At 62.6% G+C, this 25,906-nt stretch carries 21 protein-coding genes; 10 read left to right on the top strand and 11 right to left on the bottom strand.

The window, feature by feature from the left end; all coding sequences use genetic code 11:
- Positions 1-26 precede the first annotated feature (26 nt).
- The 4 genes from NYR54_RS06365 to NYR54_RS06380 all read right to left on the bottom strand — a co-directional run bounded on the left by NYR54_RS06365 (position 27) and on the right by NYR54_RS06380 (position 4,066).
- Positions 27-797 carry an ABC transporter permease gene (locus NYR54_RS06365; protein WP_279327436.1) on the bottom strand — a complete coding sequence of 257 codons (771 nt, stop codon included), beginning with the start codon at positions 795-797 and terminating at the stop codon, positions 27-29.
- Positions 798-826: 29 nt separating this feature from the next.
- Positions 827-1,747: an ABC transporter permease subunit gene (locus NYR54_RS06370; RefSeq protein WP_261514776.1), complete on the bottom strand. Its 921-nt coding sequence runs from the start codon at positions 1,745-1,747 to the stop codon at positions 827-829.
- A 6-nt stretch (positions 1,748-1,753) separates the two neighbouring features.
- Positions 1,754-2,893, bottom strand: a complete 1,140-nt coding sequence (locus NYR54_RS06375) for an ABC transporter ATP-binding protein (protein ID WP_261514777.1) — start codon at positions 2,891-2,893, stop codon at positions 1,754-1,756.
- Positions 2,894-2,968: 75 nt separating this feature from the next.
- Entirely contained in the window at positions 2,969-4,066 is a 1,098-nt protein-coding gene (locus NYR54_RS06380; protein ID WP_261514778.1) for a polyamine ABC transporter substrate-binding protein, read from the bottom strand.
- 265 nt (positions 4,067-4,331) lie between these two features.
- Between NYR54_RS06380 and NYR54_RS06385 the strand changes: the two genes are divergently transcribed.
- From NYR54_RS06385 to NYR54_RS06405, 5 genes are all read left to right on the top strand, one after another.
- Positions 4,332-5,045: a class I SAM-dependent methyltransferase gene (locus NYR54_RS06385; protein ID WP_261514779.1), complete on the top strand. Its 714-nt coding sequence runs from the start codon at positions 4,332-4,334 to the stop codon at positions 5,043-5,045.
- 238 nt (positions 5,046-5,283) lie between these two features.
- A complete protein-coding gene (locus NYR54_RS06390; RefSeq protein WP_261514780.1) occupies positions 5,284-6,159 on the top strand; it encodes a LysR family transcriptional regulator in 876 nt (291 codons plus the stop codon).
- Between the two features lie 312 nt (positions 6,160-6,471).
- Positions 6,472-6,840, top strand: coding sequence for a response regulator (locus tag NYR54_RS06395; protein ID WP_261514781.1), 369 nt, complete (start codon positions 6,472-6,474; stop codon positions 6,838-6,840).
- A gap of 93 nt (positions 6,841-6,933) precedes the next feature.
- The gene (locus tag NYR54_RS06400; RefSeq protein ID WP_261514782.1) at positions 6,934-8,364 is read left to right on the top strand and encodes a glutamine synthetase family protein; all 1,431 of its coding nucleotides are present in this window, start codon (positions 6,934-6,936) and stop codon (positions 8,362-8,364) included.
- 104 nt (positions 8,365-8,468) lie between these two features.
- A complete protein-coding gene (locus tag NYR54_RS06405) occupies positions 8,469-9,755 on the top strand; it encodes an NAD(P)/FAD-dependent oxidoreductase (RefSeq protein WP_261514783.1) in 1,287 nt (428 codons plus the stop codon).
- Between the two features lie 240 nt (positions 9,756-9,995).
- Here the strand turns inward: NYR54_RS06405 and NYR54_RS06410 are convergent, their stop codons facing one another.
- Complete coding sequence (locus tag NYR54_RS06410) at positions 9,996-10,742, bottom strand: SDR family oxidoreductase (RefSeq protein WP_261514784.1); 747 nt, start codon at positions 10,740-10,742, stop codon at positions 9,996-9,998.
- Positions 10,743-10,811: 69 nt separating this feature from the next.
- Positions 10,812-12,287, bottom strand: coding sequence for an aldehyde dehydrogenase family protein (locus NYR54_RS06415; protein ID WP_261514785.1), 1,476 nt, complete (start codon positions 12,285-12,287; stop codon positions 10,812-10,814).
- Positions 12,288-12,463: 176 nt separating this feature from the next.
- Here NYR54_RS06415 and zwf point away from each other — a divergent pair, with 176 nt between their 5' ends.
- From zwf to edd, 3 genes are read left to right on the top strand one after another with little or no spacing between them, the layout of a single operon-like run.
- The gene (gene zwf / locus NYR54_RS06420) at positions 12,464-13,936 is read left to right on the top strand and encodes a glucose-6-phosphate dehydrogenase (protein WP_261514786.1); all 1,473 of its coding nucleotides are present in this window, start codon (positions 12,464-12,466) and stop codon (positions 13,934-13,936) included.
- A complete protein-coding gene (gene pgl, locus NYR54_RS06425) occupies positions 13,936-14,673 on the top strand; it encodes a 6-phosphogluconolactonase (protein WP_261514787.1) in 738 nt (245 codons plus the stop codon). The genes zwf and pgl overlap by 1 nt, the downstream gene beginning before the upstream one ends.
- Positions 14,674-14,723: 50 nt before the next feature.
- Complete coding sequence (gene edd, locus NYR54_RS06430; RefSeq protein WP_261514788.1) at positions 14,724-16,556, top strand: phosphogluconate dehydratase; 1,833 nt, start codon at positions 14,724-14,726, stop codon at positions 16,554-16,556.
- Between the two features lie 40 nt (positions 16,557-16,596).
- Here the strand turns inward: edd and NYR54_RS06435 are convergent, their stop codons facing one another.
- Positions 16,597-18,057, bottom strand: a complete 1,461-nt coding sequence (locus NYR54_RS06435; RefSeq protein WP_261514789.1) for a class I SAM-dependent methyltransferase — start codon at positions 18,055-18,057, stop codon at positions 16,597-16,599.
- On the bottom strand, positions 18,054-18,320 hold the full coding sequence (locus NYR54_RS06440; protein ID WP_261514790.1) for a hypothetical protein: 267 nt from the start codon (positions 18,318-18,320) through the stop codon (positions 18,054-18,056). The genes NYR54_RS06435 and NYR54_RS06440 overlap by 4 nt, the downstream gene beginning before the upstream one ends.
- Positions 18,321-18,514: 194 nt before the next feature.
- Between NYR54_RS06440 and NYR54_RS06445 the strand changes: the two genes are divergently transcribed.
- Complete coding sequence (locus NYR54_RS06445) at positions 18,515-20,173, top strand: LTA synthase family protein (protein ID WP_261514791.1); 1,659 nt, start codon at positions 18,515-18,517, stop codon at positions 20,171-20,173.
- 116 nt (positions 20,174-20,289) lie between these two features.
- Here the strand turns inward: NYR54_RS06445 and NYR54_RS06450 are convergent, their stop codons facing one another.
- The 3 genes from NYR54_RS06450 to NYR54_RS06460 form a co-directional block, all read right to left on the bottom strand.
- On the bottom strand, positions 20,290-21,294 hold the full coding sequence (locus NYR54_RS06450) for a GlxA family transcriptional regulator (RefSeq protein ID WP_261514792.1): 1,005 nt from the start codon (positions 21,292-21,294) through the stop codon (positions 20,290-20,292).
- A 17-nt stretch (positions 21,295-21,311) separates the two neighbouring features.
- The gene (gene folD / locus NYR54_RS06455) at positions 21,312-22,208 is read right to left on the bottom strand and encodes a bifunctional methylenetetrahydrofolate dehydrogenase/methenyltetrahydrofolate cyclohydrolase FolD (protein WP_261514793.1); all 897 of its coding nucleotides are present in this window, start codon (positions 22,206-22,208) and stop codon (positions 21,312-21,314) included.
- Between the two features lie 102 nt (positions 22,209-22,310).
- A complete protein-coding gene (locus NYR54_RS06460; protein ID WP_261514794.1) occupies positions 22,311-24,461 on the bottom strand; it encodes a GumC family protein in 2,151 nt (716 codons plus the stop codon).
- A gap of 191 nt (positions 24,462-24,652) precedes the next feature.
- On the opposite strand from NYR54_RS06460, the gene NYR54_RS06465 reads away from it, so the two are divergent.
- Positions 24,653-25,903 carry a lipopolysaccharide biosynthesis protein gene (locus NYR54_RS06465; protein ID WP_423738583.1) on the top strand — a complete coding sequence of 417 codons (1,251 nt, stop codon included), beginning with the start codon at positions 24,653-24,655 and terminating at the stop codon, positions 25,901-25,903.
- The last annotated feature ends 3 nt before the right edge of the window (positions 25,904-25,906 follow it).

Below are 25,906 nucleotides of genomic sequence, written 5' to 3' on the forward strand. Positions count from 1 at the left end.
TCTAAAGGATCGAATGCCGGAAAGCGTTATCTCCCGGCCGCTATCCGCATCCTGCGCTTGTTGACCAGTGAGGCCACGATCACGCCCACCGTCACCATGCCAATGAGCACGGTGCAGACGGCATTGATCTCTGGCGTAACGCCGAGGCGCACGGAACTGTAGATTTTCATGGGCAGTGTTGTAGCGCCCGGCCCCGAGGTGAAGCTCGCGATCACGAGGTCGTCGAGCGACAGGGTGAAGGCGAGCATCCAACCGGCAATTACCGCGGGCAGGATGACCGGCAAGGTCACTTGGAAGAAGGCTTTCACCGGCGTGGCGCCCAGATCGAGCGCCGCCTCCTCCAGCGATCGGTCGAAAGAGAGCAGCCTGGACTGAACGACCACCGCGACGAAGCACATGGAGAAAGTGATGTGCGCGATGGTAATCGTCGCAAAACCGCGCTCGAAATCCACCGCCACGAAAAGAAGCAGGAGCGAAAGGCCCGTGATCACCTCAGGCATGACAATGGGCGCATAGACCATGCCGGAAAACAGAAGCCGCCCACGAAAGCGAGTATAGCGCGTCAGCACGACCGCTGCGAGCGTGCCAAGCACGGTGGCCACGGTGGCGGAAATAAGGGCCACCCGCGCCGTGACCCAGGCCGCCTCCATCAGCCCCTGATTGGACAGCATGGCAACATACCACCGGGTGGAGAAACCGGCCCACACGGTCACGAGCCGCGATTCGTTGAAGGAAAAGATGACAAGCAGGACAATAGGCAGATAGAGGAACGCAAACCCGAGCACCAGGCTCACCATATTGAAGCGTCCCCAGGTGCCGGCCACGACTACAACCCCCTCTCTCTCGCGCGCGCCTGCGCCCGCTGGAAATAGGCGATCGGCACGACGAGAACGACAAGCAGGACAATCGCGACGGCCGATGAGACCGGCCAGTCGTGGTTAGAGAAGAACTCGTTCCACAAGGTCTTGCCGATCATTAGCGTGCGGGAGCCGCCCAGCAGGTCGGGTATGACGAACTCGCCCACGGCGGGAATGAAAACGAGCATCGAGCCGGCGATTACACCCGGCATGGACAACGGCAGGGTGATCTTCCAGAAGGCCGCAAGCGGCGTGCAGCCAAGGTCCTCCGCCGCCTCGACCAGGGCATAGTCCATTTTTTCCAGCGTCGCGTAGAGCGGCAGCACCATGAATGGCAGATAGGAATAGACGATGCCGATGATGATCGCGGCCGTCGTGTTCAGGATGACAAGAGGCTGGTCAATCACACCCAAAAAGAGAAGGAACTGGTTGAGCAGGCCCTCGGGCTTCAGGATTCCGATCCAGGCATAGACGCGGATGAGGAAGCTCGTCCAGAAGGGCAGGATCACCATCATCAGCAGCACGGGTCGGATCGCCGTGGGCGCCCGCGCCATGCCATAGGCGACCGGATAGCCCACCAGAAGCGTGAAAACGGTTGAGACCGCCGCGATCAGAAGGCTGGACAGATAGGCATTCACATAAAGCGGGTCGTCCAGCAGGAAGAGATAGTTGTCGAGAGACAGTTCCTTAAGCGCCTGAACGAAGCTGGACAGACCCGCGTCAAGCTCGAAAATGGGCGTGTAGGGCGGCATGGCGATCGCCGGCTGCGACAGCGAAATCCGGAAGACGATGAAGAACGGAACGAGGAAGAAGACGAACAGCCAGAGATAGGGCACGGCGATCAGAAACCGGCGGCCCCAACTTCCCTTTGGCTGGCGCGACTTTCGCATCTTCGGCTACCGTACGAGGACCACGCCGGCGTCTTCGGCAAAAGAAACCCAGGCGCGGTCATGCCAGGTCAGCGCGTCCTCCACTGCACGCACGCTGTTGATGGAGCTCGCCTTGATCAACCTTCCATCGTCAAGCTTCACGTTATAGACTGTCATGTCGCCAAGATAGGCGATGTCCCAGACTTCACCTTCAAGCGCATTGCGGACATCTGCCGGCCGCTGGCGCGTCACCCGCACTTTCTCGGGCCGCACGGCAAGCCAGACGGTCTGTCCAACCTGCCCCTCGCCCGCGTCCGTTACCCCGAATTCCGCACCGCTTACGTCACGGATGCGCGCGCCGCTGCGGCCTGCTTCGAGCAGCGTGCCCTCCAGCAGGTTGATGGAGCCCACAAAGTCGGCGACGAAGCGGGAGACAGGAGCCTCATAGATCTCGGCAGGAGTCGCCACCTGCATCACCCTGCCCTGATCCATGATGGCAATGCGGTCGGCCATGGTCATGGCCTCCTCCTGGTCATGGGTGACCACGATGAAGGTGAGGCCAAGGTCCTGCTGCAGGTCCATGAGCTCGAACTGCGTCTCCTCCCGCAGCTTCTTGTCGAGCGCGCCGAGCGGCTCGTCGAGCAGCAGGACCTTCGGCCGCTTGGCGAGCGAGCGGGCAAGCGCCACGCGCTGGCGCTGTCCGCCCGAAAGCTGATGCGGCTTGCGGTCCGCATAGGCCTCCAGCTTGACGAGCTTCAGCATCTGCCGCACGCGCTCGGCAATCTCGGCCTTGGGCATGCCCTCCTGCTTCAGGCCGAAAGCGATGTTCTTCTCCACAGTCATGTGGGGAAAGAGCGCGTAGGACTGGAACATCATGTTGACAGGGCGCCGATAGGGCGGAACCCCGGCAAGGTCCTGCCCGTCGAGCAGAATGCGCCCCGAGGTCGGCGTCTCGAAGCCGCCCAGCATGCGCAGGAGAGTCGTCTTGCCGCAGCCCGAGGCGCCCAAAAGGGCGAAGAATTCGCGCTCGTAGATCGTCAACGACAGATTATCCACGACGACGGAATCGCCGAAGCGCTTCGTTACGTTATCGAACCGGATATAGGCTTTGGCGTTCGGATCGGTCCAAGGCGCAAAGGACCGTCGCGTGCTGCCCAGCGATGCCATTGCTCGCCCTCTCGCCCCGATGAACCGGCGGCCAGCCCGAGAGTCCCGGCAGAAGCCGCCGCAGTCATCCTGCTGCTACTGTCCCGTCACCACTCTCGTCCACAGCCTCGTCACGAGGCGCTGCGTGCGCGGGTCGTAAGGCAAGGTCGTGAAGAGGTTCTCCATCGTTGCAGCATCGGGATAGACGGCCGGGTCGCCAATCACGTCCTCATCGAGGAGTTCCTGAGAGGCCAGATTGCCGTTGGCATAGAACACATAGTTCGAGGCCTTGGCGATCACCTCGGGCCGCATGATGTAGTTGATGAACTCGTGCGCCTCCTCCACATGGGGCGCATCGGCGGGAATTGCCATCTGGTCGAACCACATCTGTGCTCCCTCCTTGGGGATCACATAGGCGATCTCCACGCCCTGATCCGCCTCGGCCGCCCGGTCGCGGGCCTGGAAAACGTCGCCCGACCATCCCACGGCGAGGCAGATATCGCCATTCGCGAGCGCGTTGATGTATTCGGAGGAGTGGAACTTGCGCACATAGGGCCGCACGGAAAGCAGCAGTTCCTCGGCCTTGCCGAGTTCATCCGGATCGCGGCTGTCGGGATCGAAGCCCAGGTGATGCAGCGCCGAGCGCACCATCTCTGTCGGCGTATCCAAAAAATGCACGCCGCACTCGGCAAGCTTGGCCATGGTTTCCGGATTGAAGATCACGTCCCAGGAGTCGATCTGGTCAGTGCCGAGAACCTCCTGCACCTTTGCGACATTGTAGCCGATGCCGGTCGTGCCCCACATATAGTTTATGGAGTAGGCGTTGTCCGGGTCGTACTTTTCCGTGCGCTCCTCGATCACATCCCACATATTGCCGATATTGGTGAGCTTCGACTTGTCGAGCTTCTGGAACACGCCCGCCTGGATCTGTCGGCCGAGAAACTCACCCGTCGGCACGACCACATCATAGCCCGTTCCGCCCGCAAGCAGCTTTGTCTCCAGAATCTCGTTGGAATCGAAGACGTCGTAGACCACCTTGATCCCCGTCTCGGCGGTAAACTCCTGCAGGATTTCCTCGTCGATGTAATCCGACCAGTTGTAGACGTGGACGACACGCTCCTGCGCCGCGGCAGCACAGGCGAACACCGCTGCGGCAAGCGAGACGGAGGAGAGCAGAACGGCTTTGCCTTTCATGCGAACAATTCCCTTGACGACCCCAATTGCGGCCCGCCGCCCGCCCGGAGGGCAGTCGGTTGTAGCGGGAGAGCCTATTGTCGTTTTTACGGTGCGACAAGCGCGAAATTTAGCGAAACCGCAGATACCCGCCCGCCGCGCCGGCACCGCCGGTCCGGCTGTTTCTTGACAATGGTTTAACCAACTTCAGAAACGCTCTTGGACGCGCCGTTCGCGCTTCGGTATTTCTACGAGGGTGCATCACAAACGGACGGAGGGGGAAAGTATGACATCCGGCGAAGTCCGTGCCCTGGCAGACAGGCCGGTCCGCGACCCCTATCGCGACCGCACGAGCTTGGAATTCCGCTTTCGAGCGCGCCGCTTTGCGAAGGTTCAAGCCCTCATCGAGGACGCGTTGGCCGAACGCGGAAAGGCACACATCCTCGATCTGGGGGGAACCGAGACATATTGGCTGATCGGCGAAGATTTCCTCCGCCGCAACAGGGATCGGCTGGAAATCACGTTCGTTAATCTTCAACAGGAAACCGTTCAGGATCCGGCCCTTTTCAAGTCTGTAGCGGGAGACGCTACCGACCCGGATCTGTTTGCGGGCGACACCTTCGACCTCGTGCATTCCAACTCAGTGATCGAGCATGTCGGCGATTGGGCGCAGATGGTCCGCTTCGCGTCGAATGTGAAGCGGCTTTCAAAGCGCTACTACGTACAGACTCCGAATTACTGGTTTCCCTACGAGCCGCATTTTCGCTTTCCCGGCTTCCAGTATTTGCCTGAGAAGCTTCGCATCGCGCTGATCCGCCGTTTCCCGCTGGGCTTCTTCGAGCGCGTGGAGGACCTTCAGGAGGCGCGCGAGATCATCGCCCATCACAGCCTGGTCTCGACCCGGCAGATGCGCCGGCTGTTCGATGACGCCGAGATCAGTCACGAAAGGATTTTCGGTCTCAACAAGTCGATCATCGCCATGCCGCGCGGTACGGCGTAGGCGATCGGGCGAAACAGCCGCGACCACGAGACAGAGCGCGTATTCCATGACGAACGACGCTCGATACAGGCATCCGACGTCTCCTTAAGGTGATTATCCTTCTTCTGCAGCAGATGAAGGTAGAGGCCGATCCCGCTCACATAATCCATTGCCGTGTCTCCATCGATTTTTCGTGAGCGGAATTTAAGAGCCCCAACCGGCTTTAATAGCCGTCAAAATCGCAGTAACTTTTTCAATTATGAAAAATATCGATTGGGACGATCTGCGGATTTTCATTCTCGTGGCGCGCCATGGCGGGCTGTCGGGGGCCTCGACCGCCAGCGGCCTCAGCCCGGCTACGATAGGCCGCAGGATGGTGTCACTTGAAGCGACGGTGGCCCGGCCGCTTTTCGTTCGACGCCAGACGGGCTACGGCCTGACGGATGACGGGCGCTCGCTTTTTGAGCGGGCACTGGCCATGGAAGCAAGCGCACGCCCCATCGAGGATTGGCTGTCGGACGAAAGCAGCCGGCCCCTCGTGCGGATTTCGGCCGGCACATGGACGGCCAACTTCTTCGCCGCCAATTTCTCGCGCTTGTGGACGCCGGAGGATCGCTTCCGCATCGCCTTCAAGACGACGGAAGCGCGACTTGACATCGCCCATCGCGAAGTCGAGATCGGGATCAGGAACCGGCCACCGGAAAACCCCAATCTCGCCGCCCGCAAGACCTGCGAGGTGGCTCAGGCCCCTTTCCGCGCGCGCAATCGCCCCCTGCCGGGGCGGGAGGATTGGGTTGCGATCGCACCCGAGGATGCGATCACGCCCTCGGCCCGCTGGGTCGCCTCCCGCAAGGACATCACCGTTGCTGCCTGGGCCAATACGCCTCACACGCTTTACGACCTCATCCGTTCAGGCGTCGGCAAAGGCGTGCTGCCATGCTTTGCGGGAGACCGCGATCCGCTGCTGGAGCGTGCTGGCGAGGAAATTGCCGAACTGCGTGAGGGGCAATGGGTCGTCATGCACAACGACGACCGCCACCGGCCTGAGGTTCGCACAGTGATCGACCGCATTGTCGATCTTCTGACCAGCCATGCTCTGTTGTTTGCCGGACAACGCCCGTTGGGAAGCGAATAGGCGGAAATAATCGGCTTAAAATAATCGGATATATACTTTAGTCGCATATCCCTGTGCATGATATGCGGCCGTCCCGGCTGTTCCAGCCGCAAAACCCGCCTTTACAACACATCGCTGCCTTCAAGCGCGCTCCTCCCGAACGGATATGCGGGTTGACAAAGACTGCCGGAGAGCGACCATGCGCGCGCTCGATGCGACCCGGGTCCAACGAACATCGGATATGCTCCGTTTACCATCGTAAACCAGCAAAATCCCGTTCGAACGCGATTGTCCCCCAGACAAAGTGCGTGGGACAGCATAGATGGATTGTTCATGAATCAGGTACTCGTCGTTGCGGACTCTCCCATACTGCGCATCGTCGTGGCGCGCACTTTGGAACGTATCTATCTGAAGCCAATACCGGTGCGCCCTGACGTAGCGGTGACCACGCTCGCAAGCCGCCGCCCCTCCACGGTCATTTTCGATGCGGCGACGGACGACGAATTTCTCGATCCGCTGCTTGCCGAATTGTCCCGCCTGCGGAGGGGTTCGCAGGAGGTGCTGCCGCGTGTGCTCATGATCGAGGAACCCGATCAGGAAGACCTAAAGCCCGGCTTTGCCGGGCTGGTGGATGCCAGAATCGCCAAGCCAATCACACCGGACACGTTGCAGCCCGTCATCGAACGCCTGATAGGCCGGTAGCAGCCACGAGCAGGGCTCGCCGCGTGGGCACTTCCTTCCCTTCCAGCCCGCCGCCGTCTATACTTCCCGCATCTGGAACCAACCTGGTGACTGATGCTCAACGATAAAAGAACCAGCCGCACGGTGGGCAGAAGCGCGCACCGTACGCCGGCATTTCTGAAAAATCTGCGGGGGGTCAAGGGGTGGAAGGAAGCTGTAGCCTGGCTTGAATGGCGCGGCATCGAGGACATCGAGTGCATCACGCCGGATCAGGCCGGCGTGGCGCGCGGCAAAATGATGCCGTCGAAGAAGTTTACCTCGAACACATCCCTTGCGCTTCCCTCCGCCGTCTTCCTGACGACCATCTCGGGCGAATATCCCGAAGACGGCAATGGCTTCACCTACCCGGAAGACGACGGTGACCTGAAGCTTGTGCCGGACCTTTCCACGCTCTCCGTTGTGCCGTGGGAGAGCGATCCCACCGCGCAAGTGATCTGCGATCTGGTGCATCAGGACGGGCGCGCCGTCGAGTTCAGCCCCCGCAACGTTCTCAAGCGCGTGGTGGCGAAATATGCCGAGCACGGACTGAAGCCCATCGTGGCGCCTGAGATCGAGTTCTATCTGGTACACAAGAACCCGGACCCCGACTACCCGCTCACGCCGCCCGTCGGCCGCTCCGGCCGCCCCATCGGTGGCGGTCAGGGCTACTCCATCGCCGGCGTCAACGAGTTCGACGAGCTGATCGACGACATCTATCACTTCTCCGAGTCGCAGGGGCTGGAGATCGATACGCTCATTCACGAGGAAGGCGCGGGCCAGCTTGAAATCAATCTGCGTCATGGCGATCCGATCGAGCTCGCCGATCAGGTCTTCCTGTTCAAGCGCACCATCCGCGAGGCGGCGCTGAAGCATGACATCTATGCCACCTTCATGGCAAAGCCGATTCAGGATCAGCCCGGCTCAGCCATGCATATCCACCAATCGGTCATCTCGCTGGAAAACGGCAGCAATGTTTTCTCCAATGAGGACGGCTCCGAATCGAGGACCTTCCATCATTTCATCGGGGGGCTGCAGCGCCATATCCCTAACGCGCTGATCATGCTCGCTCCTTATGTGAACTCATATCGGCGGCTTACCCAAGCCAGTTCGGCACCGGTCAACACACGCTGGGGATACGACAACCGCACCACCGCCTTCCGCGTACCGCGATCCGATCCTTCCTCGCGGCGCGTGGAAAACCGCATTCCCTCCTCCGATGCCAATCCCTATCTGGCGCTCGCCGCCTCCCTTGCCTGCGGACTGATCGGCATTCTGGAGGAAGTGGAGCCGGATGCACCCGCGCAGAGCGCCGTCAACAAGGATCTGATCGAACTGCCGCGTGGCCTGCTCGAGGCTGTGGCCCTTTTCGAGGAGGATTCCGCATTGAGGGACATTCTTGGCACCACCTTCACAACCACCTACGCGGCGATCAAGCGGATGGAGTTCGAGACCTTCATGCAGGTGATCAGCCCGTGGGAGCGGGAGTATCTGCTGTTGAACGTGTAATTTAGGGAATGACGAATGACCGGCAGCGAGTGCCGTATACTAGTCCGCCCTTCCGGCGGCAAACACAAGTTCCCACATGTTTACTAGCTGCTATTCATTCGCTCATGCCCTATCAGTCTCCCATCTCTCCCGGCCGCTCCTGGTATGAGGAAACGGCCGGTGAACGGCCGGAATATCCGTCTCTTGCGGGCGACACCCGGGCAGATGTGGCCATTGTCGGCGGCGGCTTCACCGGATTGTCGGCGGCGCTTCATCTGGCCAGGGCCGGCGTGGATGTGGTTCTCGTGGATGCTCATCGCTTCGGCGACGGCGCCTCGGGCCGCAACGGCGGCCAGCTTGGCACAGGCCAGCGCGCCTGGCCGGAGGAAATGGAGCGTGATCTCGGCTTCACCCGCGCAAAGGCGCTTTTCGATCTGGCAGAGGAAGCCAAAGCGCATCTTCTCGAATTCTGCGCAACCCATAGCATCGAGATCGACTATCGCCCCGGGCAGCTGTCCGTGGCACACAAGCAGCGTTACGTAGAGGCTTACCGGGCGCATGCGGATATTCTGGCCGAGCGTTACCGCTATCCACATATCTCCTTCATGGATGCCCGCGAGACAGCGGAACGGCTCGGCTCCAAACGCTATTTCGGCGGCGTGCGCGACATGGGCACCGGCCACATCCATCCGCTGAAGCTGCTTATCGGTACGGTGCGCGTGGCCGCTGCAAGCGGAGCGCGGCTCTTCGAGCATACGAAGGCCGGCGAAATCCGCAGCACCGGCGGGAAGGTGCACATTGCCACTTCACGCGGGACGATCACCGCCGAAAAATGCCTGATCGCCACCAACGCTCATGGCGGCGGCCTGGAACCCGCCACCGCCGCGCATCTAATGCCCATCGGATCGTTCATCGGGGCGACTGTTCCGCTTCCTGCCGACACGCCCGTTCTGCCGGGCGGCGAGAGCGTGGACGATTCCCGTTTCGTCGTGCGCTACTTCCGCAAGTCGCCCGACGGCAGGCTGCTCTTTGGCGGCCGGGAGGTGTATTCAAAATCCGATCCCAAGGATATCCGCTTGCAGATCCGGCGGCAGATTTCCGAAGTCTATCCGGAACTCCGCGAGATCGAAATCACGCATGCCTGGGGCGGCTATGTCGCGATCACCCTCCCACGCCAGCCCTTCGTGCGCGAAGTGATGCCCAAAGTCATTTCCATCGGGGGGTATTCCGGCCACGGCGTTATGCTGGCCAACTTCATGGGCAGGCTCTACGCCGAAGCCGTGACCGGCAACCGCGACCGGCTGAAACTGTTCGAGGAGCTGAAAATCCCGCCTTTCCCGGGCGGGCGGCTATTCCGCCACGCCCTCCTGTTCCTCGCGCTCAACTGGTACGCTCTGCGCGACCGGTTCTGACACCTTCTTTCGTCATCCTGGAAGCCGCCGCGCTTACCTGCCGTCATCGCGGAAACCACGATACCCCTTCCCGTCATCCCGGAGGAAGTCACGTAGCGGCTATCCGGGATCCAGTATGCCATCTCCACCGTCTCCCTGAATCCCAGCTCTCGCTTCGCTCGGCCGGGATGACGGTGGAGAAAAGGTCAGGATGACAGTAGGAGAGAGCCCAGCGCCACATCATCGCAAGGCCGCCATGCTCTAGATACAGCGCCCGCCGTCCACCTCCAGCGCAACGCCGGTGATGAACTGGGCCTCGTCGGAGACGAGCCACAGTGCGGCGTTGGCGATGTCGAGCGGGGTCGAAAGGCGGCCAAGAGGGATGGATGACCTGAATTGCTCCCGCTTTTCCGGCGTATCCTCTCCCATGAAAAGGGCGAGCATGCCGGTCTCGCCGGCGACGGGGCAAAGACAGTTCACGCGGATGTTTTTCGGCGCGAGCTCCACAGCCATGGATTTCGTCGCCGTGATGGCCCAGCCCTTGGACGCATTGTACCATGTAAGGCCGGGCCGTGGCCTCAAGCCGGCGGTCGAGGCCGTATTGAGGATCACGCCGCCGCCCTGCTTCGCCATGATGGGCACGACGGCGCGGGCGGCAAAATAGATCGACTTCATGTTGACGGCAGTGATCAGATCGAACGTCTCTTCGTCGACCGCCAGCATGTCGCCATTGCGGTGGGTGAATCCTGCATTGTTGACCATGATGTCCACTCGGCCGTGGACATTCATGGCGATCCCCACCATGGTGTTGATATCCTCCTTCCGGGAAACATCCACTGCCACGGCGACAGCCCCTGTCCCGATCTCGCGGGCGACGCTTTCAGCGCCCTTGCCGTTGATATCGGCGACCACGACTTTAGCCCCCTCCTGGGCGAATCGAAGCGCCATTCCTCTGCCGAAACCCGATGCCCCGCCGGTAATGATCGCAACCTTATCTTGCAGCCGCATGTAAAATCCTTCCCTCATTTGAAATGGCTGTGGCGCCTCGACGCCCGAATAAATCCCGTGCAAGCCGCATCAGCCATGCCTGAAAACGACGGTCTTGGTGGCGGACATGTGGAACAGCGCCTCGAAGCCTTTCTCCCGCCCATGCCCGGATTTCTTGAAGCCGCCGAATGGCAGCTCCACGCCGCCGCCCGCCCCATACGCATTGACGAACACCTGACCGGCCCGAACCCGCTTGGCCATACGGTGCTGCCGCGCCCCGTCGCGCGTCCAGATCCCGGCCACCAGCCCATATTCAGTGCCGTTGGCAAGGCGCACGGCCTCGGCTTCATCCTCGAAGGCAAAGAGCGCCAGCACCGGGCCGAACACCTCTTCGCGCGCCAGTGGCTCCGCCGGGTCCACGTCGGCAAAAAGCACAGGCGGGAAATAGAAGCCCGTTTTGGGCGCCTGCTCGTGGATGCGGCCGCGCGCCAAAACCTTCGCCCCCGCTTCCTCCGCCGCGCGCACATAGTTCTCCACCCGCGCCTTCTGTCGGAGATTGATCAGCGCGCCCAGATCCAGATCGAGATCGTGCGGACCGGCAACCAAAGCCGCGAAGCGCTCCGCCAGCGCGGCGGCCACCTTGTCGTAGATCGGCTTTTCGATAAGCACCCGGCTGCCCGCAGAGCAGGTCTGCCCACCATTCTGGATGATGGCGTTCACCAGAACCGGCAGCGCCTCGTCCAGATCGGCGTCGGCGAAAACGATCTGCGGAGACTTGCCTCCAAGCTCCATCGTCACGCCACGATTGTTGCGGGCAGCCGCCTGCTGAATTGCCGTTCCCGTGGGCGGAGAGCCCGTGAAGGTGATGTAATCCACCATGGGATGCGCGGAAAGCGCCGCCCCCGCCTCGTGGCCATAGCCCGTTACGACATTGACGACCCCTTCGGGAATACCCGCCTCGAGTGCGAGCTCCGCCATCCTTATGGCGGTGAGCGAGGCGTCCTCCGCGGGCTTGATGACCAGCGTGTTGCCCATGGCGAGTGCCGCGCCCACGACCCGCGCCAGGATCTGCAACGGATAGTTCCAGGGGATGATGCCCGCCACCACGCCATGCGGCTCACGCAGCGTGAGCGCCGTATACCCCTCAAGGAAGGGGATCGTGTCGCCATGAATCTTGTCGGCCGCGCCACTGTAGAACTCGTAGTAGCGGTGCGCGGCGGCCGCGTCGGCCCTGCCCTGCCGGATTGGCTTTCCAGTATCGCGCGATTCCAGCGCGGCAAGCGCCTCCGCCTCCCGCTCCACCAGGCTTGCCAACCTTGCCAGGCATCGGCCGCGCTCAAAGGCAGGTGTGCGGCTCCACGGCCCCTCATCGAACGCTCGCCGCGCCGCCTTCACGGCTGCATCGACATCGGCGGCATCCGATGCGGGAATGGAGGCGAAGATCTTGCCGTCGGACGGGCAGACCACGTCGATGCGCCTGCCCGAAAGCGCATCGGCAGGCCGCCCTGCGATCACTTGCATGAAGGCGCGTCCTTCCGCGACGGTCCGCGCCAGATGGCTGCCCATAATCGTCATCCTCCCGAGGCGGGTTGTAATGTGATGCTGCAAGCCTATCCTGCAGGTCCGGCGGCGCAAGTCCGCATGTTATCGGCTGCGGCGAAAAGCCGACCGTAAAGCCTCTGGCATGATTAAATCGATTAGACTATGTACGGCAGGGCACGACAAGCGGATCCGGAGCCAACATGACGAGCCAGACCATACCGGTGGAGCCTTTCGATCTCGTGGTGTTCGGTGCCACGGGCGATCTTGCCGAGCGAAAGCTGCTCCCTGCCCTTTACCAGCGGCAGCGGGCCGGCCAGTTCTCCGAGCCGACGCGCATCATCGGCACCTCCCGCTCGGAGCTCACCGACGAGCAGTATCGTAGCTTTGCCCGTGAAGCGATCAACGCGCACGTGGCGAATGGTGAGATCGACGCCAAGGAGCTGGAGCGCTTTCTCGCCCGAATCTCCTATGTTTCTGCCGACGCCACCAAGGGCCGTGGCATGGAGGAGCTCAAGGCCGCCATCGGCACGAGCCAGAGCGTGCGCGCCTTCTATCTGGCTGTCGCCCCCAGCCTTTTCGGCGCGATCGTCAAGGCTATCGATGAATACGGTCTTGCGACCCCCACCTCGCGGGTCATCGTCGAGAAGCCCATCGGCCGCAGCCTGGAGACGGCACAGGAGGTGAATCGCGCGGTCGGCAGCTCCTTCGATGAAGCGCGCATCTTCCGCATAGACCACTATCTTGGAAAGGAGACGGTGCAGAACCTGATGGTGCTGCGCTTTGCCAATGCCCTTTACGAGCCCCTATGGAATTCCGCGCATATTGACCACGTGCAGATCACTGTGGCCGAGACGGTCGGGCTTGAAGGCCGCGCGAGCTATTACGACAAGGCCGGTGCCCTGCGCGACATGGTGCAGAATCATATCCTCCAACTTCTCTGCCTTGTCGCCATGGAGGTGCCCGCCTCGCTCGACGCCGATGCCGTGCGGGACGAAAAGCTGAAGGTGCTGCGGGCATTGAAGCCGATCAACGCCAGCAATGCCGAGCGGCTAACTGTGCGTGGGCAGTACCGCGCCGGCGCCTCTGCGGGGGGCGCGGTCAAGGGCTATCTGGAAGAGCTGGACGGTGGCGTCAGCGACACAGAGACCTTCGTGGCCATCAAGGCGGAGATCGCCAACTGGCGCTGGGCCGGTGTGCCATTCTACATCCGCACCGGCAAGCGGATGGCCGCGCGCGTTTCCGAGATCGTCATCCAGTTCAAGCCGATCCCGCACTCCATCTTTGACGACCAGGCCGGCCGTATCGTTGCCAACCAGCTCGTCATCCGCCTGCAGCCGGATGAGGGTGTGAAGCAGTGGATCATGATCAAGGATCCGGGCCCTGGTGGCATGCGGCTGCGTCACGTGCCGCTCGACATGAGCTTTGCGGAATCGTTCGGCGTGCGCAATCCGGACGCCTATGAGCGCCTGATCATGGATGTGATCCGCGGCAACCAGACGCTTTTCATGCGCCGCGACGAGGTGGAAGCGGCCTGGCGCTGGATCGACCCGATCCTGGCCGCATGGGAGGAACGCGGACAGACGGTGCAGGCCTACACCGCCGGAACCTGGGGGCCCTCCGCGGCCATCGCGCTCATCGAGCGGGACGGCCGCACATGGCACGAGAGCGTGTGATGGCAAACAAGGTTTGGCATCGGTTCAGCTCCGGACCGCATCTTGCCGAGGCGCTGGCAGATGCCGTGGCTGGTCGCCTTGACGCCGCGATCAAGACACGCGGCGCAGCGCTGCTTGCCGTCTCCGGCGGCAGCACACCCCCGCCATTCTTCCGCTCCCTGTCGCGCAGGAAGCTGGACTGGCGGCGCGTGACCGTCACGCTGGTGGACGAGCGCTTCGTGCCGCCTTCCTCCGAACGCTCCAATGCGCGCCTCGCGGCCCGGCACCTCTTGCAGAACGAGGCGGCGCGGGCTGAGTTCGTGCCTCTCTACCATGAAGCCGACAATGTGGAGGAGGCTGCGAAAAAGGCAGACCGGATGATCGCGGCGCTGCCGCTGCCGCTCGACGTTGCCGTGCTCGGCATGGGCACGGACGGGCACACGGCCTCCTTCTTCCCGGATGCGAGGGGGCTTTCAGAGCTCCTTTCGGAGGAGCGCCGCCACGTGCTGCCGGTGCATGCCCCGAGCGCCAAGGAGCCGCGGCTGACATTGTCGCTGCCTCTGCTCTGCGGCGCGGGCCTCATCGTGCTGCATATCGAGGGTGAGGAAAAGAAGAAGGCGTTCGAGGCAGCCTTCGCCGAGAGCGCGGAAGCGGAGGCGCCGATACACACGCTCGTGAGCCGGGCAGCCACGCCGGTTCAAATCTATTGGGCGCCTTCCGCGGCGAAGAGCGACCCTGCCGCTCCGGCCACACCCTGATTCCCGTTTACGCCGGAGCTCCGTCTCCGGCTCGCTAATGGACAGGAACAATGACTGCAAGGCGAGAGATCGAAGCCGTTACCGCCCGCATTCGCGAACGCTCGCGCGTAAGCCGCGAAGCCTATCTTGCAAGGATTGACGAGGCTGCCTCCAAGGGCCCGCACCGCGCGAGGCTTTCCTGCGGAAATCTGGCCCACGGATTTGCCGCATGCGCCCCGCAGGACAAGGCCGCCCTTTCGGGCGACACGGTGCCGAACCTCGGCATCATCACCGCCTACAACGACATGCTCTCCGCCCATCAGCCCTACGAGACCTTTCCCGCGCTCATTAAGGAGGCGGCGCGCGAGGCGGGCGGCGTTGCGCAGGTGGCCGCAGGGGTGCCCGCGATGTGCGACGGTGTCACTCAAGGGCAGGCAGGCATGCAGCTTTCACTTTTTTCGCGAGACGTCATCGCGATGGCCGCCGCCATCGGCCTGTCGCACAACATGTTCGACGCCGCGGTCTTCCTCGGCATCTGCGACAAGATCGTGCCGGGACTTGCCATTGCGGCCCTGACCTTCGGGCACCTGCCCGCGGTCTTCATTCCCGCCGGGCCGATGACAAGCGGCCTGCCCAACGATGAAAAGGCGAAGGTGCGTCAGCTCTACGCCGAGGGTAAGGTGGGGCGCGACGCACTGCTCGAGGCAGAAGCCAAGTCCTATCACGGCCCGGGCACCTGCACCTTCTACGGCACGGCGAATTCGAACCAGATGCTGATGGAAATCATGGGCCTGCACACGCCGGGCTCCTCCTTCGTCAATCCGAACACACCGCTGCGCGATGCGCTAACGAAAGAGGCGGCCAAGCGGGCGCTGGCCATCACGGCGCTAGGCAACGAATTCACACCGGTGGGGCGCATGATCGACGAGCGTTCGATCGTCAACGGCGTCGTGGGTCTCAACGCCACCGGTGGCTCGACTAACCACACCATTCACCTCATCGCCATGGCTGCCACGGCCGGCATCCAGCTCACCTGGGCCGACATTGCGGAAGTCTCCGAGCATGTGCCGCTGCTTGCCCGCGTCTATCCGAACGGCCTTGCGGACGTTAACCATTTCCACGCCGCCGGTGGTATCGGGTTCCTGGTGCGCGAACTGCTCGACGCGGGGCTGCTCCACGAGGACGTGGATACGGTCTGGGGTCCAGGCCTCAGGCAATATGCCGTGGAAGCGAAGCTCGCGCAGGATGGCACTGTCATACGAGAACCCGCGCCGCAAAAAAGCGGCAATGAAAAGGTGCTTGCGCCTATCTCGAAGGCTTTCCAGCCCACGGGCGGTCTTCGCGTCCTCACAGGCAATCTCGGCCAGGCCATCATCAAGATATCGGCCGTGAAACCGGAACATCGGGTGATCGAAGCGCCAGCCATAGTTTTCCACTCACAGGAAGAGCTGCAGGCGGCTTTCAAGGCTGGTGAGCTCGACCGGGATTTCGTTGCCGTCATCCGCTTCCAGGGGCCGAAGGCGAACGGAATGCCGGAACTGCACAAACTCACCCCTGTTCTTGGTGTCTTGCAGGACCGCGGCCATCGCGTGGCGCTGGTGACGGACGGGCGTATGTCCGGTGCGTCCGGCAAGGTTCCAGCCGCAATCCATGTCACGCCGGAAGCTTCCGAAGGCGGACCGATCGCCAGGATCATGAATGGCGACGTGGTGAAGCTGGATGCGGAAGCGGGCACGCTGGAGGTGCTCGTCGATGCGGAGGAGTTCGCCCGCCGCACGCCCGCCGCACCCGACCTTTCGTACGAGCATTACGGCATGGGGCGCGAACTCTTCGCAGCCTTCCGCAGCGCCGTCTCGCGCGCAGAGGAAGGCGCAACCGTGTTCGGGAACGCGCTGGCGGGCTGACCGTCGCCGCCCCCTGTCCCGCCGGTGGTCACGCCGCACCCTATCGCGGCGTGGCGAAATAGATCTGTCTCTTGCCGCCCTTCAGGGGAGCTTCGCCCCTGATGTCGAAGAAGGAGGAGAGAAGCTGGCGGAAGATCCCAGGGTGGTAGTCGTCGTACTGGTCCTCCCGGTTGGCCAGCAGAGCCTCCACCATCTCGTCCTCGCGCGTCACGAACTCGATGACGACCGCGCCGCCAAGTTCCGCCAGCCAGCGGATGAACTCCGCCAGTGGAATGTTGGCCGAAATCACGATGTGATGGATGAGCGCCAGGCACAGCACCAGCTCGGGCCGCCCGCGCTCGACAAGGCTCTTGCGCTCGGTGCCGCGCCAGCCCTGGCTGGGCGAAGCATCGGCAAGGTTGACGACCAGAGGCAGGATGTTCCCCGCCCTGCTCCTCTCACCCTGATAGAGCCGCTCGATCGCCATCCAGTCCCCGTCCATGGCAACCACATGGTCGCACTGCCCGGAAATGGCGCGCGAGAAAGTGCCCGTATTGCAGCCGAGGTCCCAGGCAAGCTTCCAGCGCCGCGTGGCCACCGCCTCCCGCACGAAGGCGAGCTTTCGTGCGTGATCGGCCTCATCATAAGAATGGGTCCTGTCGTAATCGGCCCAGACAGTCTTGGTGTTTGCCGGCTCCAGCCGGCGGATGATCTTCTCCAGCCCCCTGACATTCCTTTCGATCAGTTCCTTGCTGAAGCCCGCCTCCGCAAGCGCCCCACGCACGTTCTCGCCGGCCGCATACCGCCGCTGCAGTGCTGCCTGCGCGGCCACATGCAGAAGCACGCCGGGCCTTAAAAGATCACGCGCCGACATCAGCCGGTGCATGTCCTCAGCCGGAATGCCGTCGATGCGGCCGCGCAGCCACGGACGGAAATCGACGCCCTTGTAGGCCATCAGCATCAGCGGATAGAGGAACAGCTCGCAGAACTGGCGGTAGCCGACCCAGGGCTCGCCCCTTTTTAGCGGCTCGAAAGAGGGAATGTCGATGAAGACGGGCCGCACGCCGGACCACTGGATGTTGTAGGCGGATGAATCCTTCAGGATCATGTCCGCCGAAAGCGCCTGCCGCATCAGTTCCAGATGCAACAGTGCCGCGTCCTTCAGCATGCCGAAGGACCATTCATAAGGGTAGGAAACGAACGGAATACGGGTGTGCTCCAGCACGCCCGCCCAGCCGTCCAGATTGATATCTTCTTCCGCTGGATCGACGAGCCCGGTGCCCACCACCTTGCCGTCACGCAGAAGTGTCTGGAAGAAGGTCTCGCCTTCCAGACGGCGCCAATTGTCGAGCGCGCGTTCGCTCAGGTAACGGAAAACGCGCTCCCCTCTGTAGAAGACCGCGCCGTTACGGTCACGATAGGAGCTAGCCTCCCTCTCGACGCGCTCGCTTGCGCGCGAAATCTCCGCAAGAGTACTGGCGGTGGTGGAAAGCTGCGTCGTCAGCGTACGCGGATCGTTCACCTGTCGGCCCGCATTCCGTCAGAAAGGGATTTTTCGCCCGTCTCATCAGGCGGAGGATTGCGTCTGACGCCCACGAGGGTGAGGAATTTGTGCCAGTACAGTTTTCCCGCGACCGCAAGACCTGCTGCACCGCCTAAAATCACCTGAAGGATCATGCTGCCGGTTCCGCCGTCGAGGTAGGCGTGCGCGGCGGTCGTGGAGATGCCTACGAACAGCGCTGCGAGAGTGACCGGAAACACACGAGTTGCAAGCTTCAGACGCATCGGAAATCCTGCCTTTCCTGCTAGTCTGCGATTTGCCCCGCAACCGTCTTCAACGCGATTGCCGCAAGGACGTTCCTTTACTGCTTTAAAAAAATGTCATGAATCCGACACAATAGACAGCCGACCTTCAGTTGCGGGGGAACTTTTGCAAATTCGGCGACATTGCCCCGTCCTGCGCAAGGAGATCGGCAGCGATGGAAGTGGTGCAGGGAGACACGCAGGGAAAAGAACCGCCCGCGCGGCGGGGGCAGCCGGTTTGGGACGGATCCTGGCCACTGCACCCGTTCCTCTTCGCCGCGGCCTCGGTCATGGCGATGATGGCCCGCAACCTCGACCACACCACCTTTGCCGGCATTTTCCCGGCACTTGGCGGCGCTCTTCTCTTTGCGCTGGCGGTTTATCTGGCCGTTGCGCTGATCCGGCGCCGTTTCGACCGCCTTTCCGCCATCATCGCAAGCATCTGGGTGGCGGGATGCCTGTTCTATCTTTCTCTGTTCGGCCGCCTCAACCAGCTTCTGGACGGCGGCTATCCTATGGTGCGCTCGCTGCCGGTCGCCCTGCTTATTCTCATCCTGGCTACGGTGCTGGCATTCCGCTTACGCCGCGCGGCGATTGCAATGCACAGCGTGCTGACCGGTATTGCCGCCGTCCTGCTCGTCACCCCTGCCTGGCAGGCCGCAACCTACGAGTGGAGCCACGGCGCGGCGACCGCCGCCTATGACGCGGACAAGGCAATGGAGGAGATCGCACCATATCTGCCGGCGGGCGACGGGGCGGCAGATCGCCCCCCGGATATTTATCACTTCGTCTTCGACCGCTATGCGTCCGAGGACATCCTGCGCCGCCATTACGGTGTAGACAACAGCGACATCGGCCGCTTCCTGCAGGATCACGGCTTCTATGTCGCCCATGCCAGCAACTCGAACTATCTGAAGACGGGACACTCGCTCGCCTCGACCTTCTACATGGATTATCTGGATCCGCTTGAGGAGGACGAGCGGGTGAAGGGCAGCAACTGGCGCCCGATCTACAAGATGCTGAGCGACCACCGCGTGGGGCGTTTTCTCAAATCCCGCGGCTATGAGATGGTCCAATTCGGCTCCTGGTGGGCGGGCACCTACCGCAGCGCCATCGCGGACGAGAACCGGCCACACGGTTTCAGCGAATTCGAGATGCTTTATTTAAGGCGCACCATCCTGCGCCCGCTCTTCCATGCCCTGCCCGACACGCCTCTGACCATGCGGCTCGATTGGGACAATGCGCAGTGCCAGCGCGTTGCCGCCCAGGTGGAAGAGATCAAGGCCATCGGTGAACGCGATCGTCCGGTCTACGTCTTCGCCCATTTCCTCCTGCCGCACGGCCCCTTCAATTTCGCCGCCGATGGACGCTGTCTCAGCCAGCAAGAATCCGCAAAGCGCGGCGAGGATCAGGGCTATGTCGATCAGATCGCCTATGCCAATCGCATCATGAAGGAGATCGTTGCTACCCTTCAGAGCCCGGATCGCACGCCCCCGATCATCATCATTCAGGCCGATGAGGGGCCGTTCCCCAAGCGCGATTACAGTGTTCCCTGGCAGGACGCGCCGGCAGAGGAACTGCGCATCAAGACCGGCATCCTGAATGCCTTCTATTTTCCCAACGGAGACTATAGCGCGCTCCGCCAGGATCTGACGCCGATCAACAGCTACCGCGCGGTGTTCAATACCTATTTCGGGACCGATTTTCCGTTCTTACCCGACCGCATCTTCGCCTTCCCGAACGATGCCACACTCTATGAATTCAATGACGTGACGGAGAAGGTGCGCGGGCCGGCCACGGTGGCGGGCGAAGCGGCCGGGCCGGAACATCCGTGAGGGAGCGAATAGCGAATGGCGAGTAGAGAATAGCTAAAGAGAATAAAACCAGAATATTTAAAACTATTCACTATTCACCATTTCACCCCCCCTATTCGCTACTCGCTATTTGCTTTTCAGTACGTTTTCCTCCGCTCCTCGCTCGGCGGGCGGCCGAACTGCATCCTGTAGCTCTGCGCAAAATAGGAGTGGGAGGCGAAGCCGGTGGCGATGGCCACATCCAGGATCGGCATATTGGTCTGGCGCAGGAGCTGGCGGGCACGCTCGAGCCGAAGGCGCATGTAGTAGCGGCCGGGGGTGACACCCAGATAGCGCAGGAACAGCCGCTCAACCTGGCGCACGGAAAGCCCGGCTGCTTTGGCAAGCTGCACGGCCGAATAGGGCTCTTCGAGATTTTCGGCCATCAGCGCAACGATTTTCTTCAGCTTGTCCGATTTTCCGGCAAGCTCCCGCTCCGGTCCGATGCGCTGGCGGTCTTCGGCCGAGCGGATACGCTCGTGCTGGAACTGGTTGGCCACCTCGTTCACCAGTTCATTGCCGAAATCGGCGCGGATGATCTCCAGCATGAGGTCGATGGAGGTGGTCACGCCCGCGCAGGTGTACCGCTTGCGGTCGATCTCGTAGACATTGCCTGTGCACTCGATATCGGGAAAACGTTCGCGGAAGCCGACGCGGTTCTCCCAATGGATGGTGCACCGGTGTCCATCGAGCTGCCCGGCTTCCGCCAGCAGCAGGGAGCCCGCCGACAATGCTCCCAGCGCCCTGCCCTGGCGCCCCCAGCTGCGCAGGGCGGCAAGCACCTTGCTTTTGCCGGGAAATTCCGTCGTGAGGCCGACACAGACAAAGAGAATGTCCGCTGGCGGCAGGTCCGCCACCGCGTAGTCAACCTTGATCGCCAGCCCGTTGGAAGCCATCACGGCTTCGCCGTCGGCCGAGGCCGTGATCCAGCTATAGAAGTCTCGGTCCAGCAGCCGGTTTGCCTGACGGAAGGCGTCGATCGCCGCCGATAGCGAGAACATCGAGAACTTGTCGACGAGCAGAAACGCGAATGTCCGCCCCTGCGCTCCGTCCGCACTCGCGGCGGCGTCTCCAGCGGGATGAGCGGGCAGACGCAGGTTCATGGCGCTCCACCAGCGCGTCAGAAGGCCGGCGGCTCGCGTCCGGCGGCACGGCACGCCGAGGCGAGTGTGTTAGCCATCAGCATGGCGATCGTCATCGGTCCGACCCCGCCGGGAACGGGCGTGATCGCACCGGCAATCTGTTTTGCTTCGTCGAAAGCGACATCACCGACCAGCCGCGTCTTCCCCTCGCCCTTCTCGGGAGCGGGAATGCGGTTGATGCCCACGTCGATGACGGTGGCGCCCGGCTTGATCCAGTCGCCCTTCACCATCTCGGGCCGCCCGACGGCGGCCACCAGAATGTCCGCGCTGCGGCACACCGCGGGCAGATCCGCCGTGCGGCTGTGCGCTATGGTGACGGTGGCGTTTGCCGCAAGCAGCAGGTTGGCCATGGGCTTGCCGACAATGTTGGAGCGCCCGATGACGACGGCCGAAAGACCGGAGAGATCCTTCCCGCGCACCCCTTGAATAAGCAGCATGGAGCCGGCCGGCGTGCAAGGCACGAACCCGTCGCCGATGGCGCCCGTGCCGAGCTTGCCGACATTCAGGTAGTGGAAGCCGTCGACATCCTTCTCCGGCGCGATCGTCTGAATGATGCGGCCGGAATTGATATGGGCGGGCAGCGGAAGCTGCACAAGAATTCCGTGGATCGCCGGATTGCGGTTCAGTTCCTCCACCAGCGCCACCAGTTCCTCCTCGGTGGTCGCCTCCGGCAGCGAGTGCTGAACGGAGTGAAAGCCGCAGGCCTCGGCCTTCCGGGATTTGGAAGCGACATAGACCTGACTGGCCGGATCCTCGCCGACGATGATCACCGCAAGCCCCGGCACGGTACCGGATGCCGCGAGTTCAGCAGCATGTCGTGTCACCTCGTCTACGATCCGGGCCGCAACCGCCTTGCCGTCGATAATCTCTGCCATGATTCTCCTCGCCGTCGCCGTTGCGCTTTCTCGCTTATGCGGCAAACAGTCCGCGCGCAATGCCAGCATTGCGCCGCCTTTTGACGCAATCGCGCGAAGAGCTCAAGCGCGGCGAAGGGCGCGCCGTTCAGCCAGCGCATCGACCTCGCGGCGAAGAGCGCGCAGCTCGTCGCGCAAGTCTTCGATCGTCAGAGGCTCCGGAGCGTCGCAGGAATCGTCAATTTCGTTGGGCGTCACTGCTTCCTGCCACGTGGGCGGATAAGAGGTAGCCGCCGGGTAATACTGTGCATCCCCGCGCAGACGCGGGGGCTCGTCCGCGTCTCTTCTCCATGAGGCTACCGGATGAATGCCCGGACCAACCCTGTCCTGCATATAGGAGACATCCGCGAGATGCGGCACGTTTGCACGGTTGCGGTCCTGCGAGCGCTGCCCGCCTCCCGGGCCGTCATCCGGCGGCGGGTCGAATCCCTCATTGGCAGTAAGTATCTTGTCCTCCGGGCGGCGGCGCGCACTTTGGGCAGCACGGACCTGGCGGGGCGCGGTACGATCCGCTTCCATGTTCTCGCGTAGGCTCTCCCACGCGCCACGGCCCGCACCCAGGGCAATGCCCGCCAGGAAACCGAGCAGCGTTCCGGCGATCGCTATGGTGCTGCGCCCGGGCCCCATGGGCAGGAGCGGCGGATAGGCCTGCGAGATGACGTTCACATTTGCCGTGTTGAGGCTGCCCTGCTGACCCGTCTCGCGGGCGCGCAGCAGGAAAGATTCGTAGACGGCGCGCCGTGCCGCCGCCTCCCGCTCCAGCTCGCGCAGGCGCACATGCTCGCTCGCCCGGCTGCCCTTCTGCGCCTTGAGTTCGGCCAGACGGGCTGCCAGTTCCTGCTCCAGCTGGACGGCGCGCCTCAGTTCGACCTGGATCGAGGCGACCACGCGGCGCAACTCCGCCGCAATCGCTTCACGCGCACCGGTAAGCTCCGCCTGTATTGCCAGATTGTCCGGATGCCGTGGCCCGAGGCGCACGGCCATCCGGTCTGCCTCCTGCTGAAGGGCAGCGTAGCGGGACAGAAGTTCCGTCATCACCGGCGAGGATATCTGCTCGGGCAGAGCACCTCCAAGGACGCCTTCCAGGTCCAGGTCCTTAGCGGAGTTTGCATGGGCGGTAAGCTCCGCCGTGCGGGCGCGCGCGACGGCGAGCTGCTCGTTCAGCCGGATAATTTCGTCGTCGGCGATGAACCTGCCCTGCGCCTCCACAAGATCGTTCTCGGCCTTGTAATCGGCTACGGCCTTTTCCGCCGCCTCGACCGCCGCCCGCAGCTCGTCGAGCTGCGAAGTCAGCTCGGCATTGGCGCGGTTCGCGGTCTGCTGGTGAAGCTGACTCGCCTGCTCCAGATACACCTCGGCCGTAGTGTTTGCCACGAGCGCCGACTTCTCCGGATCCCGCGTAGCAGCGCCGATATGAATTATGAACGTGCGGTCTCCGCGCGCGACGTGCAGTTTTTCCGCCAGGTTTTCGATGGTGATCGCCCGCCGCGCGTCGATGCCACCGGTGCTGGCGCCAACAGAAAGGAGCGCACGAGGGTTGAGCAGCAGGCCGAGGAATCCGCCGCCTTCGCCGTTGAACTCCGGGTCCTCGGTCAAATTGAGCCGTTCTGCCACCTTTCCCAGAACCGTGCTGGACATGATGATGGCCACCTGGTTCTCGATGAGCGCCAGCGTGGCGTCGGAAGGAAGGCTGCCGCTGGTCAGGTCCCGCTCGGCAAGCTGCAGATTGCGAGGATCGAACAGAATCTCGGCCGCCGCATAGTATTCGCGCGGCGTGGCGAGCGCGACCAGAACGCCGGCGACCGCACCCAGCACCGTGGCAGCAAAAATCAGGCGCTTCGAGCGCGCGATGCCGGAAAAGACGCTGAACGGATTGATCAAGGGGCGCCAGTAAAGCGGCTCCCCGGGGGCGTAGGCCCCGGCGGGCGGTACTTCCGCCTGCTCCGGGATCACCGGTTCCGGCAGCTCTTCGCTGGGACCCTCGCCGCGGGTGGGCGCATGATGCTGCGCCTCCACCGCCTCGGCCTTTGCTCGAACGAAACGCTGCTTCAAGCGGTCAAACAGGGATCGCAGATTGCTTCCCCCGCGTGGGGCGGTAAAGGCCGGCTCGAGCGAGGCGCCAGATGCAGAGAGGTGCTGTGCGGCTGCATCCCACCTGCCCGCCAGAGACAGGAGGGACTGGTTCTCCCAGTTGTTCCGGGAAGGATCGAACATTAAAGCCGCCACCCATTACACGCTGCGCGATGGTGGTCGCGCGATTAAACCAAGCTAAACAGATAAGGGTAACAAAGGGTTAATGACGCCCAGCGCGCATCGGCTCATTGCGCCAATACGGCCGAAAACGGGGACTTAAGCTTTTTCTGCTAAGCCTCCAAAAGGAAGACTGCAGGGGGCCTACCATATCGATCGCAGGCTTGATTTCGGCGCGTCGGCAGGTGCTGCGCGACTATCTCTCGGTGATCAGCGGATCGGCCGGGCGGCTTGTCTTTTCGCTCGCCTATTTCGTCATCCTCGCCAACGCGCTCAGCATCTCCGAGTTCGGCCTGTTTGCTACCGCATCGGCCGCGGGCGTCGTGCTCTCGCGGATACTCGCCTTCGGCTTCATTGCCCCGCTCTACCGCATCGCCACGGTCAAGCCGCACCTCATCGGCGCCTATACGGCGGGCTTCCTCTCGATGAGCGCGGTCTCCCTGCCCCTGCTAGCGCTTGCGAGCTCCGCCGTCTATTTCCTCTTCTTCAACGCCGACATGCCGCCTGCCGCCTTTGCGATGGTGGTTGGGGCGGAAGCGCTTCTATGGCGGCCCACGGAAGCGGTCATCATCGTCAACAATGGGCTCAAACGTTTCGGCCGTGGCGCGTTTCTCACCATTTTCGGTACGGCGATCCGGGCCCTTGCGGCCGCCATATTCGTGCTTTCCGCCACGCGCGACCTCTGGAGCTGGACGCTGTTCTATGCCGCCGCGAATGCTCTTTCGCTCGCGGTGGGAATTCTGTTCTTCTATCCGCGCCAGAAGCTCAGGCTCAAACCTGTGCTCTATTGGCGCCGGCTGGCTGACTCGATCTATGTCGCCTGCGCGGAGGTAGTCTTCTACCTGCAGTCGGAGCTCGATAAGCTTCTGGTTCTGGCCCTCGCGGGCCCGTATCTTGCGGGCATCTATGCGATCATCATGCGTCTCGTGGATCTGACCGCGATCCCGATCCGCACATTCTCAGTCCTTCTTGTGCAGAAGATGATGCGCGCGCCAGACATTCTGGCTCGTCTCAGCCTTCGCTTCGGCATCGAGGCGGGCGTCTTCATCGTATCGACGCTCGCCATGCTGGCGCTTGCGCTTCTCCTTCATTTCTTGCCGGAGATCCTGGGCAGCAACGTTGCCGAGGCCGCACCGCTGGTTCTGCTGGCGCTTCTGGTGCCTGGCTTCCGCAACCTTATGGAATATCAGGCGGAGCTTCTGTTCGCGCGCGGACAAACGCTGCTTCGCGCCGTCAATCTCGTTCTCCTTGCCGGGGTCAAGGCGGCGCTACTTGCCCTTATCCTGAGAGATGCCCCGTCGGCGGACGAGATCGTACGCGCGCTCAATTGGGTCTTTGCAGCCCTTTATCTCGCTTCGCTGCTGCTCACCTATTACGCGCTCAGGCGGCCGGCTAATCGCGTCTAGCGG

This window comes from Chelativorans petroleitrophicus, from assembly GCF_025398195.1.
Taxonomy (GTDB): domain Bacteria; phylum Pseudomonadota; class Alphaproteobacteria; order Rhizobiales; family Rhizobiaceae; genus Chelativorans; species Chelativorans petroleitrophicus.